Origin of the sequence: Ornithinibacillus californiensis (genome assembly GCF_001038485.1) — a bacterium.
In the GTDB taxonomy this organism is placed as follows: Bacteria; Bacillota; Bacilli; order Bacillales; family Amphibacillaceae; genus Ornithinibacillus; species Ornithinibacillus californiensis.
Genome location: NZ_LDUE01000060.1, coordinates 70,444 through 88,531 on the forward strand (window position 1 = coordinate 70,444; position 18,088 = coordinate 88,531).

Consider the following 18,088-nt stretch of genomic DNA (forward strand, 5'->3'; position numbering starts at 1 on the left):
ATGCTAGCTGTGTTCAATTCCCCCACTCCTTTATCCATTTTTTACAAATATATGAAAAAGTCTTACAGCTTATCCTAGGTCGAAAGTATGCACTTTGCTAGTATTTCCAATAGAAGAAAAGGTTTAAACTACGAAATAAATTTAAGAAATCTTGTTAATAGCAATACAAATGTCTACGTCAGATTCACTTTCCTCGTTCCAAACTTCCATATCATATCCTAGAGGGATACAACGATTCTCATGCAGCCAGCTATTATATAGAAAGTCATAGGTTTTATAAAGATCCTTTTTCGAGCCATTGTGCTTACAATTAACATACATATTTTCTTCAATCGTGTAAAGACCGGTATCATCGAGCGCACTATTGGCATGTTGAACTTCAAACCCGATAATTAGATTTTCCTTATTTTTAAACGGGTTAAATTGCTCCATCATTGGATAAATATGAACAACTAACACATCATCCCGTACTTTGTTTGGTATCTTTTTCGAAATCGTTTTTAGCCGGGTGACGGTATGCTGAATCGCCCTTCTTTCCTCCTCCGCATTCAAATTAGTCGGAAGGTGATATCCAATAAGTTGAAACGATTTCTTTCTTATTATCTTTGGTCCCAAATTGACGCACCTCCATATTTTTATCCACCATTCATATTCAGTGAGGTTTATAAATATGCGTCCTTTTCGTCGAACTGCTTGTCCATTTTTAGGAATGATATGTTCCCCTCGTTCATAGAAATGAATAAAGGAAAAAATTAGGGGGTTATCGTATGGAGGAAGTACTAGTGTTAACGGAAGAAGAAATTAAACGATACTTCGATTTGAATAAACAGACGAAAGAAATAAAAAAGGAAATGGAGGAACTAAAGAAAAAGTTTCACGAAGTCTTAGACGCTTCCTTTGGAAAAAATGAGAAAGGTGAAATCCAACGTGGGCATTATAAGTTGCAACGACAAATACGGACTGCTGTCAGTTATGATGAACAAGGAACGATAAAACGACTAGAGGATCTCAACTTAAGCGAGTTTATTATTGAAACGAAAACTCCTGATACGGAAAAGCTAGAATCAGCCCTGAAATTAGGACTTGTAGAGGAAGAGGATTTTAAGGATCAAAAGAAAGTAAGAATTACCCCAACAATTGTGGTAAAAGAAACATTTTCAAGTACAGAATAAGGTTATAAAACTAGCCGGTAAAAAACTGGCTAGTTTTTTTATTGGATAAATTTACAGAAAATTCACATCCAATTAGTGAAGGCTTAATCTTTCTCCATTACACTTATGGTAATGAAACCTTTCAAGTGGAGGTGGGAGAATGAAATTTCTTATCAAAGTTTGTGTATCTCTATTTGCCGTATTAATTTACTTTACCTATTAAGTTTAGTGGAGGTGGATATTCGTGGTGAAATATTTTTATCAGATGTACGTCCTAGATTGCAAATTCTTTCATTATATTAATCAATTCTATGACCACAAACGACTAAATGCTTTCTTTCGTTCTATTACCCACCTCGGAGGAGCTGCGGCTACTATATCAATTGTATTGTTATTAATAATGATTACTAAAGGTACGTTTCAGGTAACGGCAATTGCAAGTGCGATTTCTCTTACTGTTAGTCATCTTCCTGTTGCGCTTGTGAAAAAAATGTATCCACGTAAAAGACCGTACTTAGTCCTCGAAAGCAGCCAAGTGATGGATAATCCTTTAACAGACTGCTCCTTTCCATCCGGACATACAACAGCAATCTTTTCAGTTGTTACTCCTTTTATTCTTATGTATCCTATTTTGTTTATTGTTTTATTACCAATCGGAATAATGGTTGCTATTTTACGAGTATATTTAGGGCTTCACTATCCTTCTGATGTTCTGGTTGGGAGTTTGCTTGGTTCAAGCACTGGGATTATCTGTATCCACCTTTTATCTGGCGGATTTGTTTACTAATCATGAATGTGGAGGGGTGTAGGATGAGAATTGCTATTTTTACCGATACGTTTGCACCAGATGTGAATGGCGTAGCAAAGACTTTGAAACGCTTTACCGATTACTTGGATGATCAAGGTTTTGACTATAAAGTGTTTGCCCCAAAAAGTTCAAGTCAAAGTCTTTATTCCAGTGATATTCATCGATTTAAAAGTCTTCCTTTCTTCTTGTATCCTGAATGTAGGCTTGCTCTACCCAATATGCATCAAGTTAGAGAGGAACTGTTACAGTTTCAACCAGATATCATTCATGTTGCAACGCCTTTTAATGTGGGCTTATGTGGATTGCATTACGCCAAAAAGCTAAATATTCCGCTAGTAGGTTCTTATCATACAGATTTTGATAAATACCTGGAATATTATGATCTTCAATTTTTAACGAAAGTTCTCTGGCGCTATATGCGTTGGTTTCATCGTCCAATGCGTAAAATTTTTGTTCCCTCCATAGACACGATGGAACATTTACAAAAGCGCGGGTTTATGAATCTGGATATTTGGTCAAGGGGGATTGATTGTACAACGTTCCACCCGAATATGAATAAAGATGAGATTCGAGAAAAATACCGTATAAAAGAGAAGTACATTCTGTTATATGTTGGTCGAATTGCTCCGGAGAAGGATGTCATGTTGTTACCTGCGATTCACGAAAAACTACCAGAAAATATTAAGGATAACGTACATTGGTTAGTTGTTGGAGATGGTCCTAATCGAGAAGAATTAAGAAGACAGGCATCAGAAAATATGACATTTACTGGTTTTCTCTCAGGTCAGGAGTTAGCCCATGTCTACGCTACTGCGGATGTCTTTGTATTTCCTTCACCGACAGAAACATTTGGTAATGTTGTATTAGAATCCCTTGCCAGTGGAACACCTGCTGTTTGCGCAGATGCTGGAGGGGTTCGAACGATTATCCAACATCAAGAAACGGGTATACTGTGTGAACGAAATAATAGTGAAGCTTTTGCAAAGGCTATTGACGCTTTATTAGTAAATGAAACGGAGCGGAAAGAAATGGGGCAAAACGGTAGGGATTATGCCTTGACCCAATCCTGGGATAGCATCTTTGATACACTCATACTTAAGTATGAAGATTCACTAGCGCATGAGCAAGTAGAAGTAATGGCGTAGGTGGATAGAGGCTGGGAAATAACTAGATCAAAGGAATATAAATACGAATAACCAACATATTTCCGGGGCGGGTTATGTGCACTAATAATAATGTTCGGATTTAACCTTGATAGAATTACTTTTCTCCCAGCTTTTAATAGGATATAATCCCAAATATTTTCCATTCCCCCTCTGCATCTTTAGCAATAAGCATATGATCCACAACACCGGTTACTTCACCTTGGTTTTCAATTTCTAAATCAAGAATAACAAGATAATTCTCCTCCTGTGTTAATAGACGGGCTAGTTGTGGAGCCACTTCTACATCATCCGTTACTTTATCGGATGATCTCACTTCGACCTTTGTAATTTTCCAGCCGTCTAGTGTCTGGCGATCCTTAAAGGTATTAATAAAGTCACGCTCGGTAAACCCGATATAATCCAAATATCCAGGACTAAGTAAATTCAGTGCATCCTCGAAGTTATCGTTTTGTAAGTTATCATAGTAATTAAATGCAACCTCCTCGGACGGATGGTCAAAATCACTTGATGTATTATCACTCGCTGAACAAGCTGCAAGTATTGTCAGAAGTAGCAATAATCCTATACTTTTTATCCAATTATGTGTCATTAGGTTCTCCCTTCCTATCTTAATCATTCCAATATATGAAGAGAGAGGTTTATCCGATACTAATTAAATGGAAATATGTATCAATTCATCCCTTATTCACCTCGTATAACCGATTCGTAGTTGCTAAAAATAAGCTTGTGAAGAGATAATTAGAAGGAGAGAGGATGCATGGATTTACAACAAGCAGAGAAAATAATTAATGCGGATGTATTTATAAACGTTCATTATCGAGGTATTCCAGTGTATATACAGGAAGTTAATGGGCAGACAGCAAAGGTATTTCCGCTAGATGGTATAAATCATGAACAAGTGGTCGATTTAGAAGGATTAAATGAAACTGGTCCAATATCACTATAGATGGAGGCGGAATAATGCATCGAATGAGAGCGGAGGAAATCGCACAATCACCAGATATGAAACATGTAACCTATAACGGGAAGCAAGTGTATATACAACAGGTAAATGATAATAATACGGCAAGGATTTTTCCAATTGATGAACCGCAAAATGAAATTGATGTGCAATTAACGAATCTTTATGAGCAAATATAAAAAACCTCCAGTTGGAGGTTTTATTATTGTTCATTATGACATCCATTTCGGTGGGGTGTTTTTATCCCAATAAATCTCACCTAATGTATGATGTGCTTCGAAATTGTCTTCTTTTAAATGATAGTGGAAGTTAAACCAATATCCCTCTAATGGGCGATTGTCACGTCTCACATGAAACTTCGCAATATCTTCATTTGTTAATTCGTTATATACATTGAAAATACGTTCTCCAAAGCCCTTAGACGGCTGTTCGGTAATAGAAATATAAGTTACTTCTTCATTTACTAGAATAGATTCTAGTGCTTGTTCGATATTCGGTAAGATAACTTGATTAAATTCATCTTCCACTTTTTCAGAAATCCTCGGACCAAACTTTGCAAGACTCTGTTCTCTTGCTTTTTCTGTTAGAGAGCTAATCCCAACTGTTTCGTCATCGGAACGAAATTCAACCGCGAGATCACGGGTGTCATTCTCTTTCGGAGAAACGACCTCATTGTTTTCTTCATCTGCGATTAAATAAGTAGGCGTATATAAACCAAACGTCAATATAGCGATTAATGCTACGGCTATTTTTCTCATCCACAGGTTCATAATGATTCCCCTTTTCTATCTTACTATAGAGTTTATCACGATTTTTAAAAAGCTGTCTACTGAATTAAAGGTGAGAAGTTCATAAATGGGAAAAAAGTCTCAAAATTTAATCTATTGATAGCAAATAGAAATTTACAAACCCTTTACATTGACAACATATCTACTTAATATTCGTCTCTTATACTTGGAATTGTGAGAGGGGATAACCCTTAAAAAACATAAATTGCACTTGGGGAGGACAATTTAGATGAAATTCAAAAAAATGTTTATGTTACTATTCGTAGCAGCACTAGCGGTAATGCTTGTTGCTTGTGGGGATAGCGAAGAAGAAAACAACTCGGGAGATAACGGTTCCGATAACACTTCAGAAAGCAAAGAAAACGGAAGTGACAGTGAAGCTTCTGAAGAATTAGAAGGTGAAGTTGCAATCGACGGATCTGGAACTGTATATCCATTAATGTCTAGAATTGCTGAAGAATATATGCTTAACGAACAAGAAGGCGTATCGGTTACAGTAAGCCGTGCAGGGACTTCTGCAGGTTTTGAAAAGTTCTTACAAGAAAATGGTACAGACTTTAACGATGCATCACGCTACATTAAAGATGAAGAACAAGCAAAAGCTGATGAATTGGGTATCGAAGTATTAGAAATGAAAGTTGCTCTTGATGGGTTAACAATTGTAACTCACCCAGATAACGACTTCGCAACTGAATTAACACCTGAACAAGTTATTTCAATTTTTAATGGTGAATATGTAAACTGGTCTGATGTTAACGCTGACTGGCCAAATGAAAAAATTCAAACTTATGGTCCAAACGAAAACCATGGAACATATGAATTCTTCTATGAAACAATTATGGAAGAACAAGATCTAGTTGGTGATATCAACCTTCAACAAGAATACGCAACACTTGTAACACTTGTTTCTGAGGATGTGAATGCAATTGGTTTCTTCGGTTTTGGTTACTATGATAGCAACAAAGATAGCCTTAATGCAGTAGCAATTGACTTTGGTGAAGGTGCAGTTACACCATCTCTTGATACAATTGCAGAAGATGGAGATTATGCAGGATTCACTCGTCCAGTATTCACTTACTTGAATGTGAACAATGCAAAAGAAAAACCACAAGTACTTGACTATGCAATCTATGTCATGGAAAACAACAACAGACTAGCTGGTGAAACTGGATTTGCTCCAATTCCTGAAGAAGAAGCACAAGCGCTAGTTGATGAACTAAAAGCACTGAACTAATTGAATAGTAGACTAACATAGAAATTTTTCACACCAGAATATCATAAGATGAGGGCTCTAGTATGCTCTCATCTTATTGTGACTTTTAGATTTGGAAGGAGAGCTGCGTATTATGGCAGCAAATAGTAAGCTTGAACGTGATCATGAAATAGATGTTAAGCAGATGATAGAGAAAAACAAACAGTCGAAGAGCTTCTCGCAAGTAGTGGAAAAGATTGTTCCGATAATGCTTTTCCTATTTGCTATTATTACCGTTTTAACAACGGTTGGAATAGTCATGACATTACTGTCCGAAACCATTGAATTTTTTAAACGTGTTCCCATATGGGATTTCTTTACCGGAACCGTCTTAAAGCCGATGAGTCAAAATCCTGAATTTGGTGTGTTACCACTTATAAATGGGACGATTATCTCTTCTCTGATTGCCATGCTAGTAGCTGGACCGATTGGTCTTATGGCTGCGATCTATTTAAGCGAATATGCTTCTGATCGCGTGAGAAAAGTGTTAAAGCCAATGCTGGAAATTCTTGCAGGGATTCCTACCATCGTTTATGGATTCTTTGCTTTCACTTTTGTTACACCAGTAATTCGTTCGATTTGGCCGGATGTGGAAGCGACGAATATTTTAAGCCCAGGTATTGTGATGGGGATCATGATTATTCCGATGATTGCTTCCCTTTCAGAGGATGCCATGTCATCTGTGCCGAATTCCATTCGAGATGGTGCGTTAGGTTTAGGGGCTACTAGATTAGAAACGACATTTAAAGTGGTTATGCCTGCAGCTCTATCTGGTATTATTGCTTCTTTTGTACTTGGTATTTCCCGTGCCATCGGTGAAACGATGATTGTAACAATCGCAAGTGGTAGTTCTAAAAACTTTACGTTTGATATTACGCAATCCATGCAGACGATGACAGCTTATATCGTTGAGGTCTCTGGTGGGGAAGCAGCTGCTGGAACAACAATCTACTATAGCCTTTATGCCGTAGCGATGACACTATTTGTTTTTACACTATTAATGAATTTACTTGCAAGATATGTCTCTCGTAAGTTTAGGGAGGAATACTAAAATGAAATATATTGATGCAGAGCAAGTTTCCAAGCGAATGGGAACAAGAATTGCGAAAAACAACCTGTTAAAATCACTATTCTTCATGGCAACATTGTTTGGACTTATTGTATTAGCTATTTTAATCTATCGAGTTGTCGTAGATAGTGTTGGTTGGATTGATTGGAACTTTTTAACTGGTAAATTATCTACTGCTGCGGAACGCGCAGGGATTATGGGAGCTATTTTAGGGACGTTTTGGATGATGCTCGTAGTGGCACCAGTTACATTAATTCTAGGAATTGGTACTGCAATCTATCTCGAATTATATGCGAAAAAAGGACGATTCCAAGCGATTATCCAAACCAATATTTCAAACCTAGCAGGTGTACCTTCCATCGTTTATGGAATTCTAGGTCTAACTATTTTTGTTCGCGCGATGGAAATGGGAAACATTATATTAGCCGGCGGGTTAACTTTATCGCTGTTAATTTTACCGATCGTCATTGTTGCAGCCCAAGAAGCAATTCGAGCGGTTCCTGGATTCTTAAGTGAAGCATCCTATGGAATGGGTGCAACGAAATGGCAAACAATTAAAAATGTTATTTTACCTGCAGCATTACCTGGTATCTTAACCGGTGCAATCTTAGCCCTTTCCCGTGCGATTGGTGAAACAGCACCACTTACTGTAATTGGAATTCCAGCACTAATCATACCGTTCCCAGAAGGTATCTTTGATAAATTTACGGCACTACCAATGCAAATTTATTACTGGACACTGGATTCATCTCTAGTAGCAGAGTATGCAAATCTTGCTGCAGCAACAATCGTTGTATTACTGCTCTTATTGTTTGTCTTAAATTCAGCAGCGATCTTTATTCGAAATAAATTCCAACAACGTTTTTAAAACGAAGGAGGACTTATTCTTGAGTCTTTTAACAGTTAAGGAGAATATAAGTATGGTAAACAATGGAAATACCGATATCGTATCTGCAGTACAATCAAATAGCAATGTCGTTTTTGATACAAAGGATTTGAATCTTTGGTATGGAGAAACACATGCATTAAAGGATATTAATCTTACTATTAATGAAAAAGAAGTAACGGCCATTATCGGACCGTCTGGTTGTGGGAAGTCTACCTACTTGAAGACATTAAATCGTATGGTGGAACTAGTCCCAACTGTTCGTACGACTGGTGAGATTACGTATAAAGGTAAAAGTATTCTAGATAAATCCTCCAAAGTAGAGGAACTAAGAACACATGTAGGAATGGTATTCCAAAAGCCAAATCCATTCCCTAAATCGATTTATGATAACATTGCTTATGGTCCAAGAATTCATGGAATCCGTAATAAAAAGATCCTCGATGAAATCGTTGAGAAAAGTCTTCGTGGAGCTTATATTTGGGATGAAGTAAAGGACCGCTTAAAGGAAAATGCGTACGGTCTATCTGGTGGTCAGCAGCAACGTCTTTGTATTGCACGTACGTTAGCCATTGAACCAGATGTTATCTTAATGGATGAACCTACTTCAGCACTTGATCCTAAATCAACGCTTAAGATTGAAGACCTCGTTCAGGAGTTGAAAAAGGATTACTCCATTATTATCGTTACGCATAATATGCAACAAGCTGCTCGTATCTCTGATCGTACGGCATTCTTCTTAAATGGAGAAGTAGTAGAGTTTGATGTAACAGATACTATTTTTACAAAACCGACAGATAATCGCACGGAAGATTATATTTCTGGTCGTTTTGGGTAATACTATAATTGAATTTCATCTTCCCCCTTTGATGAATATAGAAAAAAGACTGGCTCTGGTTGCCAGTCTTTTTGTTTGTTTAAATATCAAATTGCTTTGTACTTTCCGAAAGGGATTGGGATATACCTGTAAGTTTTAACCCGACCCCATGGGTGTGTTCCATTTGTTTGATTTGTCCTTCACTGCTAGCTAACATTTCTTCGGCACTAGCTAACGTTTCTTGAGAAACCGATAGGAATCCAACCGTTTCTTGTTCTAATGGAGGTAGTAAATATTTTAATTCTTTTAATTCCCCTTGAACGCCTTGTAGCTCGGTGCTAACTTCGAATATTATCTGCATCATTTCATCAATGGATAATTTTGCTTCGTTCGACTTGGCTAAAGTACTTTTTGTTTTCGTTAGCATTTGATCAAATTCATCGGTTGCGGTTTGAGTGACCTTCTCCATATTGGAAATCGACTCCGTAATCTGAACGGCAGCACTGGATGATTGCTCTGCTAGCTTACCAACCTCGTTTGCAACGACAGCAAATCCTTTTCCGGCATCTCCCGCACGCGCAGCTTCAATCGATGCATTTAAAGACAGAAGCTTTGTTTGTTCAGCAATTCCTTGTATGAGTCCGACGAGTTCATTTATTGCATTAGAATACGATTGTACATGTTGAATGGTTTTCGTAAGGTGCTCAAATTCCTGTTTAAACGTATGCACGGTATGAATTAAATCAGCCGTACTCGTTTCGCCACGCTTAGCGGAGTTAGTCATATCTTCAGCGCTAGCAAATATTTCTTCCATCCTACCAATCATTTCTTCGATTTTAATCTTCATGTCTCGAAACGCCTCAGAGCTACCTTCCGAACTGCTTGCTGTCTGTTCTGCCCCTAACTTAACAGTATGAATGGCTTCAATTAAATCTTGACTAGAAGCGAGTGTACCTTCTGAAGATTGTTGTAGCTCATGACCAGTTTGCTCTAGGTTGATGGTAGTATCCTTAATTTGATGTAACATCGAACGCATGTGATTAACCATGGCAAGATAACTTTTATTTAACGAGGAAATTTCCGGTATGCTTGTATGTATCGTAATATGGTCCTCTTGTAAATTTCCGTTCCTAACATTTCTCATCTTTTCTCGAAGTAGGCTCAGTGGCTTCGTGATTCCACGAACAAAAATTAAAACAGCTATTGTGGCAATCACAATACTTACTACGATAATACTAATCATGACAGAAGCCATTTTCGTAATACTACCCATGTAGGATGAAGTTGGTACCATCACCACATAGATTCCATTAAGCTCGTCCATTGTTGTAAAGCTTAACGTATAATCTTCATCGTTAACAAGGTGGTGAATGACGCCAGATTGCTTTTCTTGAATTTCCGTTACAAGTGCTTCGGGAAGCTCGGGCAAGGTGTCCAGACTCGTTTGAAAAGGATTGACTTCATTTTCCGTGATGTAAAAGTAGTCCGATGTCATCCCATCATTCGCTAGCTTTTCCTTTTGGGAGCGAACATGGATTTCTAGCTGTTGCTTAAAATAGGCCTCATCGCTAACATACATAAACTTTAGATTATCAGCTATATCACTCGTTAAGTCTGCTTCACTATAAAGTCTATTTTCAATGGACTCCATGGTTGTATCTCTGGCAATGGTATAAGCACTAATCCCAACTGCGATAACGGATCCGGCTAGTAAACTAATAAAAATAAATAATAATCTATTACGAAGGTTCATTCCTTCTCTAGTATTCTTCTTTTTCTTGGTGCTCAAGTTCTAACCCCCACACTAGCATAATCAATATAGTAAATTATACCAATCGAATGTAAAGTTACTGTTAAGTTAGTGTGAAGATTGTAGTTCTTTTGGAGTAGGAAATGTCTGAGAGAAGTGCTCTCACGGACATTTTAGAGAAAAAACCGTGGGAAATGTCCGAGAGAAGCGCTCTCACGGACAATTTTGATAAAAAATCGTTAGAAATGTCTGAGAGAAGCGTTCTCACGGACAATTTTGATAAAAAATCGCTGGAAGTGTCTGAGAGAAGGCTTCTCACGAACATCTTTGAATAAAAATTATCAGAAAATGTCTGAGAGAAGCATCGGAGACACAGCAACTACTCATTATAAACTGGATCCATGGAGTCACTGTATATTTCAAAGGCTAATGTTGATTTATAAGAATTAAAAGGCCTATCAGTTAGATATTTCCCCCTATAGACTTATAAAAATTTAATAGAAGAGCCAATTCTATCTATATGTTCCTGATCTGCCCACAGAATAAAAAATTGATATAAACTGCCTTCTATCATTACTGGTGCGGGGTAGCGAATAATTAAAGCTGCTTGGTTGTTCATTTCTGGGGCTTGGTCTGCAGATGGATAGATATAACAGGCTTCTTGGTTTTGGATTGTTGTTGAAGTGATTGTTGGGTTAGAACCATATGGCATCAGTTGGTGAAATGCTTCATTCTGACAAACAACATGAATTGCTGCTGGTGAAGATATGGCTGAGATTTGGAAAAATCCATCCACACCTTCATATCTCTCTGGCGTCATTTGTTCCCAGTGAGCTGGATATTGAAATTGGATGCGGTAATTCGTGTTACGATAAGTAGCTGATTGGCTTGGTTTAGTCATTGGTGCCCATTGAACAGACATGATGTTTGGTTGAGTTAGTAATTGGCGAAGTGTTAGGCGTTCTACATCGATTACCCAAAGCTCACTTGCAGGGGAGTCAGTGGAGCAACCAGATAAATAGACTAGCTTGGAACCATCAGGTGACCAATCAACGGGGGTTGAAAAGCAATTAGAGATTGCTAGTGTTCGTTGATCCATCCCTTGGTTATTTACAATAGATACGAGAGAAAAATACCCTAACTCTTCCAAGACGGTTGCACTAAATGCTATTACCTGAGAGTTTGAATTCCAAGTAGGGAAGTAGTTTTTCGCTAAAGGTCCACCTTCAACTTCACGTGTAATGCCATCTACAAGGTCAATGATATAGATAATAGAGATACTTGCACCTGGTGACGTATAGAGCACATAGCGTCCATTTGGTGACAGTCTTACATGATTGAATCTTCCTCCGGTATTATTGGTAATTTGCATCTTGCCGGTACCATTTGTACGAATGCGATAAAGTTGGCTTAGGCCGTTCTCGTCAATAGCTTGGAAAAGTAATTGGTTTCCATTGGGGAACCACTGGACATCAGTTGCGCCAGCTTGATTAATCACCTGGCTTCTATGAGTTGAAACATCATAAAGCGTAATCGTGTTTCCTTTCGCATACACGAGTTTCTTACTATCAGGTGACCAATCAAGATATGCCCCAAGTCCTTCGGGTAGCTGATCAATCCGCGCTACTTCACCTGTACTTATCGTAACAACGAAGATGACGTTATGTCTTCCTACAAACGAAATCCTCTCCCCATTTGGCGACCAATACGGTACAGAAAAGGACTCACCTAAACCATTAGTGAGTTTGTGGGTATTCCCGTTAGCAACATCATAAAGCCAAATATCAAAACCGTCTGCTCTTCCAACAGTATAAGCAATAATCCCATCCTCCCCTAATGGGGCAAACGGAATAGTCAGCCTCATACCCGGATAGATCATAGAAGATGATAATCCATTAGCCGATTGAATTAATTGGACGTTTACTCTACCAGCAGTCGTAACATTATAGCGTAATCCAATGTTATACAGGGTATCCCCTGGTTGAACCACATAGTAGGGAGAGCCAGGAGGAACTTCTAATAGCTGTCCCGGAAATATGGTATACGGGGCTTGCAGGTTGTTTGCTTCTATAATTACGGAGAAAGGAACTTTGTACTGTGACGCGATGTTGAATAGGGTGTCCCCAGGTTTAACACGGTAGCGGAATATCCCGGGTGGCATGGAAAGCTGTTGGCCAACAAACAGAAAATCAGGGTTTGGCAGGTTGTTCATTTGAATTAAGGAATGGATAGAAATTCCCCAACGATTTGCAATATCACTTAGTGTATCTCCTGACTGAACGGTGTAGAAGATTTGCATAGAATCACTCCAATAGATTAGTTATTAATTAGGATATTCACCCAGTAAGAATAGAGTTCTAAATGGATGGGGTATTAATAATTTAAATTTAAAACTTTATAAATTTAATAATTTCATGTGTAAAAATAAATAATTTTAATTTTGTGTTTACAATTGTTGTTCTAGAGTATATAATGTTACCAAAATAAGGAAAGGAATCTACTATGGCGCATACGTTATTAACCAACTGTCCTGTCTGCAGTAATACACTTATCGTTTCCAAGCTGCAATGTAACCACTGTGATACAACGATTGAAAACGAGTTTGAACTATCAAAGTTTAACATACTATCAACCGAGCAACTGCAATTTATTGAAACATTCATCGTAAGTAGAGGAAATATTAAAGAAGTTGAAAAGGAGCTCGGGATATCATACCCGACAGTACGAGGAAAGTTAAATGACATCATTAAGGCATTAGGGTATGAATCAGAAACAAAACAGGTTACTGATGAACGTAAGATTGTAGATATGCTGGAAAGAGGGGAAATCACTCCTGAAGAGGCAATTAATCAATTAAAAAAATAGGGAGGTAATTGTATGAAGGAAGAAATTGCAAAAGTATTAGGGATGATGGAACAAGGGAAGATTGATGGAGAAAAAGGCGACGGAATTAATTTCCTTATTGAAGGAAAAGGAAGAGAAAAATAATAAGTCTACCAAGTCGGATTATCTTAATAAAACGTTAAAAGTGCGTATTAATTCTTCGGATAATGATAATGTAAATGTGAATTTACCGATTAGACTAGTAAAGGTCCTTCTAAAAGCGGGTCATGGAATCGCTTCTAACATTCCGGATGCACAGAAATATGTAAAAGATGTGGATGTTGACTTAATTTTAGAAGCAATCGATCAAGAACTCGAAGGACAAATTGTTGATATTACATCAGGTGATGGCGATAAAGTCGCTATATTTATCGAGTAAGGTGTGCGAATGGTGAAGATAAAGATAAGAACTGATAAGTCATTCAAGTTTACTATCCCAGTACCCTATTTTGCTCTGCATTTAGCTGTGTCCATTGTTTGCTCTAATACAGTTTGGAGAAGGATCGTTAAAGCAAGTGAGAATTCTAACACACCTAGTATTAACCCTCTCATAAACAAACAACTAGTAAAGCCACTCCTAAAAACCTCCATCAAAGAACTTCAAAATTACCGAGGGATAACCATCGTGGAACTATCAGAATCTAAAGGAGCAGGAATAACTATAAAATTATAAGAGTAAAGGGAATGTCTTAGACATTCCCTTTTATTCGTCTGTTGATTTTAACGATCGAAAGACAATCAAGAAATATAACGATCCAATTAAATACAATCCTGCCGTAATTGTAAAGACATGGGCATAGCCCCAATAAGCTCCGTTCATCATAACGATAGACGTTGAAACTGGCCCCATAAATGCCCAACCAAGCTGGAATACCATTTGGTTAATGGAATTTGCTAAACCTTTGACCGAGTTATCTACCTTAGACATCATCAGGGATGCTTGGATCGGATTTCCAGCATTCATTAATGCCTGTCTGAAGAGAAACCCGATAGTTGCTAAAAGCAAATTCTCAGTATACGCGGTTAGCAGCAAGAAAGGAAGAGAAGAAAGCTGTAAGTAAACCACTGCTCTTACCTCACCAACCCGCTTAACTACTAGTGGTCCTATGAACATGGCCACTGCCGTAGCAGCTTGCCCAAGTGAAATGATGAGCCCTATCATGGAATTGGAAGCGGCAAAGCGATCGGCGAAGTACAAATTCAAGTAAGGTATGACTAATCCACTACCAAACCCAATTAACAACTGCGCTACTGCAAATAAGGCAATTATTTTAAAGCCCACTTTATTCGTCTTCATAAATTCACGAAACGGAATTCGATCTGCCTTTTCAACTTTTGTTTTTGGTATCTCAACCATTTTCATAATCGGGAAAAAGGCAATCAGATAAAAGATACTTCCAATAATTAATGCATATCGAATCGCACTTAATTCTGTTGTGAAAAGTGCGAAGAAGTCTGTTAATGTTCCGCCTAGTAAACTACCAACGACATTTGCTGCAGTCATTATGGCAGCGTGAAGGCTAAATAAGTGAACACGCTGTTTCGGTTGCGAATTCTCTGCTAACCAAGGGATGGATGATACCTGGAGGAAAGCAGTAAAAATACCTGTAGCAAACCCAGTTATGAGTAATAGTGATTGTAATTCTACAACACTGCGTAAAAACAGAATAGCAGCGGTGAGTACAACACCATATGCCATGACACGCTTCCTACCAATTTTATCACTCATAATCCCTGCAGGTACAAGTATGATAGCTGTGGCTAGGGAGGTTAGGGCGATGACCTGCCCGTTTACATCGTGACTCATTCCAAGTTCTTGGATATAGATATTGTAGATGACCATAAACATACCCATTCCGATTTGGGAAAAGATATTGGCCCATATTGCTAGTTTAATATTTTGGTTATACGTTTTCAGTTGTTCAGACCATTCTTTTATAAAAAGTACCATCGTTGTCTTGCCCTTCTAGTTATTTCGTGTCCCTAAGTAATATACAACCAATTTCCCAAAATGTAAATGGATTTGTGTTTGTTAAATTTTGTGAAAAAAGTCTTAGAAAACTATTGCAATTATCTAATAATGGAGATAATATATATGTATCAAATAGATATATATCAAAAAGATAGGTGTGCAAGAGATGAAGACAAATCATACAAGATACGCAATTTTAGGGATATTAACAACAGGTTGCCGAACTGGATATCAAATTAAGCAATTAATAGATAAAAGCTTAAACCATTTTTGGAAGATTAGTTATGGTCAAATTTATCCTACATTGAAGCAACTCGTAGAAGAAGGATTAGCAACCGTTCAACAAACGACACAAGATGGAAAACCAGATACTAAAGAATACTTTCTTACATCTAAGGGGGAGGAGGAGCTTCGTAAATGGCTATCCTCACCTTTAGAAACGATTCCAGTTCCTAGAAATGAAGTGTTGCTGAAATTATTCTTCAGTAGACACCAGCATAATGACAAGACTATCGAGTATTTGAGTCATTACCAAGAGGTATTAAACGACCGACTTTATACGTACGAGGAAATTGAGCAAACGATTCGTACGCATTCACTTGATAATGAAGATGCGCAATACTGGCTTTTTACACTAGATTATGGAAAACGAGTAACAACTGCTGAAATAGAGTGGTGTTACGATACGATTAATAAATTAGAAGGAGGAAGTTAAATGGCGAAGGAGTTGTATCCCGGTCGATATACAACGGAAAATGATGAGGATGTTGTAGTATTTATCATTGGTATGAGAATCAACAAGCGGTTAGCCGTTCGAAAATGGTGGCCAGTGTTTACCGCAATGCCAGGTATGATTAGAGAGCTTTATGAAAATCAAGAAGAGTTAGGTTTTCTTTCAATGGAGAGTTTCTTTGGTTTACGAACAACGGTGATGATCTCCTATTGGAAATCAACGGAAGACCTACTGGCATATGCTAGAGGAGCTAAGCACTTAAAGGCATGGAAGGAATTCAATAAAAGGGTAGGGGATAATGATGCAGTTGGTATCTATCATGAAACCTATTCTGTGAAAAAAGGAAATTATGAATCCGTTTATGGAAATATGCCGCTGCATGGGCTTGCAAAAGCTCGAGGTCACCGATTAATCACACCAGAAATAAGGACGGCGAAGAAGCGGTTGTCAGGCATGAAGTAATCTATTAGGAATCATTTTAAGGAAATGTGAGAAGTTAACTACAAGAGGGGAATAAACAGGACTAAAGAACCTCTATAATAGTCAGAATAATATGTTAACATGGTTAGGTAGTATTATATTGTGATTAGAAAGGGGAATTACTATGTTAAAAAAGCTTGCGTCTGATGCTTTAGGTTTATCTGACATCGGGAAAATAATCGGCCCTGAGGATTATGACAAGACCGATTCCGATGATGCAGTGGCAGTACTTAATAATTCGAGAACGAATGGCACCCAACTAGCTGATCAGTATAAGCAGCTGACAGAGTATGGTTTCTCTTGGTTAACTTCTATCAAGGAACAATATCATAAAAAAGATTTTGGCGATGTGTTTGAGAAGTACATTAATAATTAATAGGATTCATTCCACCAAAAAAGGATTCAGTATGGTTTACTGAATCCTTTTTATTAGTTTTTCATTTTCGGATCGAGCGCATCGCGTAGGCCGTCACCAACTAAGTTAAATCCAAGTACAACTAACATGATCGATACCCCTGGGAAGATTAATGTCCAAGGTGCGAGTTGGATAAAGTCTCTAGAACCAGCAAGCATTGCGCCCCATTCAGGAGTTGGTGGCTGTGCACCGAGACCTAAGAATCCTAATGCGGCTGCTTCCAGAATAGCTGTACCGAAGCTTAACGTTGCTTGAACGATAATTGGCGCTACGCTGTTTGGAAGGATGTGATGGATGATAATCCGACCATTTTTCATTCCTTGTGCTCTTGCTGCCATAATGAATTCCTCTTCCCGGAGACTGACTACTTTTGAACGTATCAATCTTCCGAAGATAGGGATGTTGACAATAGCGATGGCTATTAATGCATTCTCTAAGGACGACCCAAGAATCGCAACAATAGCGATAGCAAGTAGAATACTAGGAAATGCTAGTAAGATATCAAATATCCGAGAAATAATCATATCAATCCAGCGTCCATAGTATCCCGCGATAATTCCAAGTAAAGTACCGAATACAAGTGCTCCTGTTACCGCAAAGAAACCAACTTGTAACGAGATTCTTGCACCGTATGCAATTCTAGTAAATATGTCTCTTCCAATATCGTCGGTCCCGAACCAATGCTCACCAGAAGGGGGCTGAAGGCGGTTGACTGGATCTATTTTGTCATATGAGTAAGAAGTAATTAGTGGAGCCAAAAGTGCAACCGCGATGAAGAACACGATAATAAATATCCCAGCTAAGGCAAAACGGTTTCTTCTTAATTGTCTGAGAGAGTCTCGCCATGGTGAACTAGCACGCATCTTTGCTTGTTTTGGTGGTTGACCTTTTTCTGGAGGATTTGTATTCACTTGTTCGGATTGGGTTTGTTTTTCCTCTATTTTCATAGTCAGCCCC

The 18,088-nt window shown here is 38.1% G+C and carries 20 protein-coding genes and 1 pseudogene; 14 read left to right on the plus strand and 7 right to left on the minus strand.

Annotation, left to right across the window (positions count from 1 at the left end):
• Window positions 1–141: 141 nt before the first annotated feature.
• Complete coding sequence (locus TE34_RS15350) at window positions 142–615, minus strand: GyrI-like domain-containing protein (RefSeq protein ID WP_047985698.1); 474 nt, start codon at window positions 613–615, stop codon at window positions 142–144.
• Between the two features lie 152 nt (window positions 616–767).
• On the opposite strand from TE34_RS15350, the gene TE34_RS15355 reads away from it, so the two are divergent.
• From TE34_RS15355 to TE34_RS15365, 3 genes are all read left to right on the plus strand, one after another.
• Entirely contained in the window at window positions 768–1,172 is a 405-nt protein-coding gene (locus TE34_RS15355) for a hypothetical protein (protein ID WP_047985699.1), read from the plus strand.
• 244 nt (window positions 1,173–1,416) lie between these two features.
• Window positions 1,417–1,938 (plus strand): phosphatase PAP2 family protein, encoded by a 522-nt coding sequence (locus tag TE34_RS15360; protein ID WP_047985806.1) that lies wholly within the window; start codon window positions 1,417–1,419, stop codon window positions 1,936–1,938.
• 23 nt (window positions 1,939–1,961) lie between these two features.
• Entirely contained in the window at window positions 1,962–3,104 is a 1,143-nt protein-coding gene (locus TE34_RS15365; protein ID WP_047985700.1) for a glycosyltransferase family 4 protein, read from the plus strand.
• Between the two features lie 133 nt (window positions 3,105–3,237).
• On the opposite strand, the gene TE34_RS15370 is transcribed toward TE34_RS15365, so the two are convergent.
• Window positions 3,238–3,714: a hypothetical protein gene (locus tag TE34_RS15370; RefSeq protein ID WP_047985701.1), complete on the minus strand. Its 477-nt coding sequence runs from the start codon at window positions 3,712–3,714 to the stop codon at window positions 3,238–3,240.
• A gap of 168 nt (window positions 3,715–3,882) precedes the next feature.
• Between TE34_RS15370 and TE34_RS15375 the strand changes: the two genes are divergently transcribed.
• Window positions 3,883–4,071 (plus strand): H-type small acid-soluble spore protein, encoded by a 189-nt coding sequence (locus tag TE34_RS15375; protein ID WP_047985702.1) that lies wholly within the window; start codon window positions 3,883–3,885, stop codon window positions 4,069–4,071.
• Window positions 4,072–4,085: 14 nt separating this feature from the next.
• The gene (locus TE34_RS15380; protein WP_047985703.1) at window positions 4,086–4,265 is read left to right on the plus strand and encodes an H-type small acid-soluble spore protein; all 180 of its coding nucleotides are present in this window, start codon (window positions 4,086–4,088) and stop codon (window positions 4,263–4,265) included.
• A gap of 33 nt (window positions 4,266–4,298) precedes the next feature.
• Here TE34_RS15380 and TE34_RS15385 read toward each other — a convergent pair whose 3' ends face one another.
• Entirely contained in the window at window positions 4,299–4,856 is a 558-nt protein-coding gene (locus tag TE34_RS15385) for a YpjP family protein (RefSeq protein ID WP_047985704.1), read from the minus strand.
• Window positions 4,857–5,103: 247 nt separating this feature from the next.
• Between TE34_RS15385 and TE34_RS15390 the strand changes: the two genes are divergently transcribed.
• The 4 genes from TE34_RS15390 to pstB all read left to right on the plus strand — a co-directional run bounded on the left by TE34_RS15390 (window position 5,104) and on the right by pstB (window position 8,919).
• Window positions 5,104–6,108: a PstS family phosphate ABC transporter substrate-binding protein gene (locus TE34_RS15390; RefSeq protein WP_047985705.1), complete on the plus strand. Its 1,005-nt coding sequence runs from the start codon at window positions 5,104–5,106 to the stop codon at window positions 6,106–6,108.
• A gap of 112 nt (window positions 6,109–6,220) precedes the next feature.
• Window positions 6,221–7,177 (plus strand): phosphate ABC transporter permease subunit PstC, encoded by a 957-nt coding sequence (gene pstC, locus TE34_RS15395; RefSeq protein ID WP_047985706.1) that lies wholly within the window; start codon window positions 6,221–6,223, stop codon window positions 7,175–7,177.
• A 1-nt stretch (window position 7,178) separates the two neighbouring features.
• A complete protein-coding gene (gene pstA, locus TE34_RS15400) occupies window positions 7,179–8,063 on the plus strand; it encodes a phosphate ABC transporter permease PstA (protein WP_047985707.1) in 885 nt (294 codons plus the stop codon).
• Window positions 8,064–8,115: 52 nt separating this feature from the next.
• Window positions 8,116–8,919, plus strand: coding sequence for a phosphate ABC transporter ATP-binding protein PstB (gene pstB / locus TE34_RS15405; protein WP_236687176.1), 804 nt, complete (start codon window positions 8,116–8,118; stop codon window positions 8,917–8,919).
• Between the two features lie 79 nt (window positions 8,920–8,998).
• Here the strand turns inward: pstB and TE34_RS15410 are convergent, their stop codons facing one another.
• A complete protein-coding gene (locus tag TE34_RS15410) occupies window positions 8,999–10,687 on the minus strand; it encodes a methyl-accepting chemotaxis protein (RefSeq protein WP_236687172.1) in 1,689 nt (562 codons plus the stop codon).
• 445 nt (window positions 10,688–11,132) lie between these two features.
• The gene (locus tag TE34_RS15420; protein ID WP_047985710.1) at window positions 11,133–12,947 is read right to left on the minus strand and encodes a LysM peptidoglycan-binding domain-containing protein; all 1,815 of its coding nucleotides are present in this window, start codon (window positions 12,945–12,947) and stop codon (window positions 11,133–11,135) included.
• Window positions 12,948–13,150: 203 nt separating this feature from the next.
• Between TE34_RS15420 and TE34_RS15425 the strand changes: the two genes are divergently transcribed.
• Complete coding sequence (locus TE34_RS15425) at window positions 13,151–13,513, plus strand: DUF2089 domain-containing protein (protein WP_047985711.1); 363 nt, start codon at window positions 13,151–13,153, stop codon at window positions 13,511–13,513.
• A 12-nt stretch (window positions 13,514–13,525) separates the two neighbouring features.
• Window positions 13,526–13,910: pseudogene (locus tag TE34_RS15430) on the plus strand (hypothetical protein).
• Window positions 13,911–14,234: 324 nt separating this feature from the next.
• On the opposite strand, the gene TE34_RS15440 reads toward TE34_RS15430, so the two are convergent.
• Window positions 14,235–15,482, minus strand: a complete 1,248-nt coding sequence (locus TE34_RS15440; RefSeq protein WP_047985713.1) for an MFS transporter — start codon at window positions 15,480–15,482, stop codon at window positions 14,235–14,237.
• 187 nt (window positions 15,483–15,669) lie between these two features.
• On the opposite strand from TE34_RS15440, the gene TE34_RS15445 reads away from it, so the two are divergent.
• The 3 genes from TE34_RS15445 (at window position 15,670) to TE34_RS15455 (ending at window position 17,092) form a co-directional block, all read left to right on the plus strand.
• A complete protein-coding gene (locus TE34_RS15445) occupies window positions 15,670–16,218 on the plus strand; it encodes a PadR family transcriptional regulator (protein ID WP_047985714.1) in 549 nt (182 codons plus the stop codon).
• Window positions 16,219–16,698 (plus strand): DUF4188 domain-containing protein, encoded by a 480-nt coding sequence (locus TE34_RS15450; RefSeq protein WP_047985715.1) that lies wholly within the window; start codon window positions 16,219–16,221, stop codon window positions 16,696–16,698.
• Between the two features lie 142 nt (window positions 16,699–16,840).
• On the plus strand, window positions 16,841–17,092 hold the full coding sequence (locus TE34_RS15455; RefSeq protein WP_047985716.1) for a YvbH-like oligomerization domain-containing protein: 252 nt from the start codon (window positions 16,841–16,843) through the stop codon (window positions 17,090–17,092).
• Window positions 17,093–17,145: 53 nt separating this feature from the next.
• Here TE34_RS15455 and TE34_RS15460 read toward each other — a convergent pair whose 3' ends face one another.
• Window positions 17,146–18,078 (minus strand): ABC transporter permease, encoded by a 933-nt coding sequence (locus tag TE34_RS15460; protein ID WP_047985717.1) that lies wholly within the window; start codon window positions 18,076–18,078, stop codon window positions 17,146–17,148.
• Window positions 18,079–18,088: the final 10 nt, after the last annotated feature.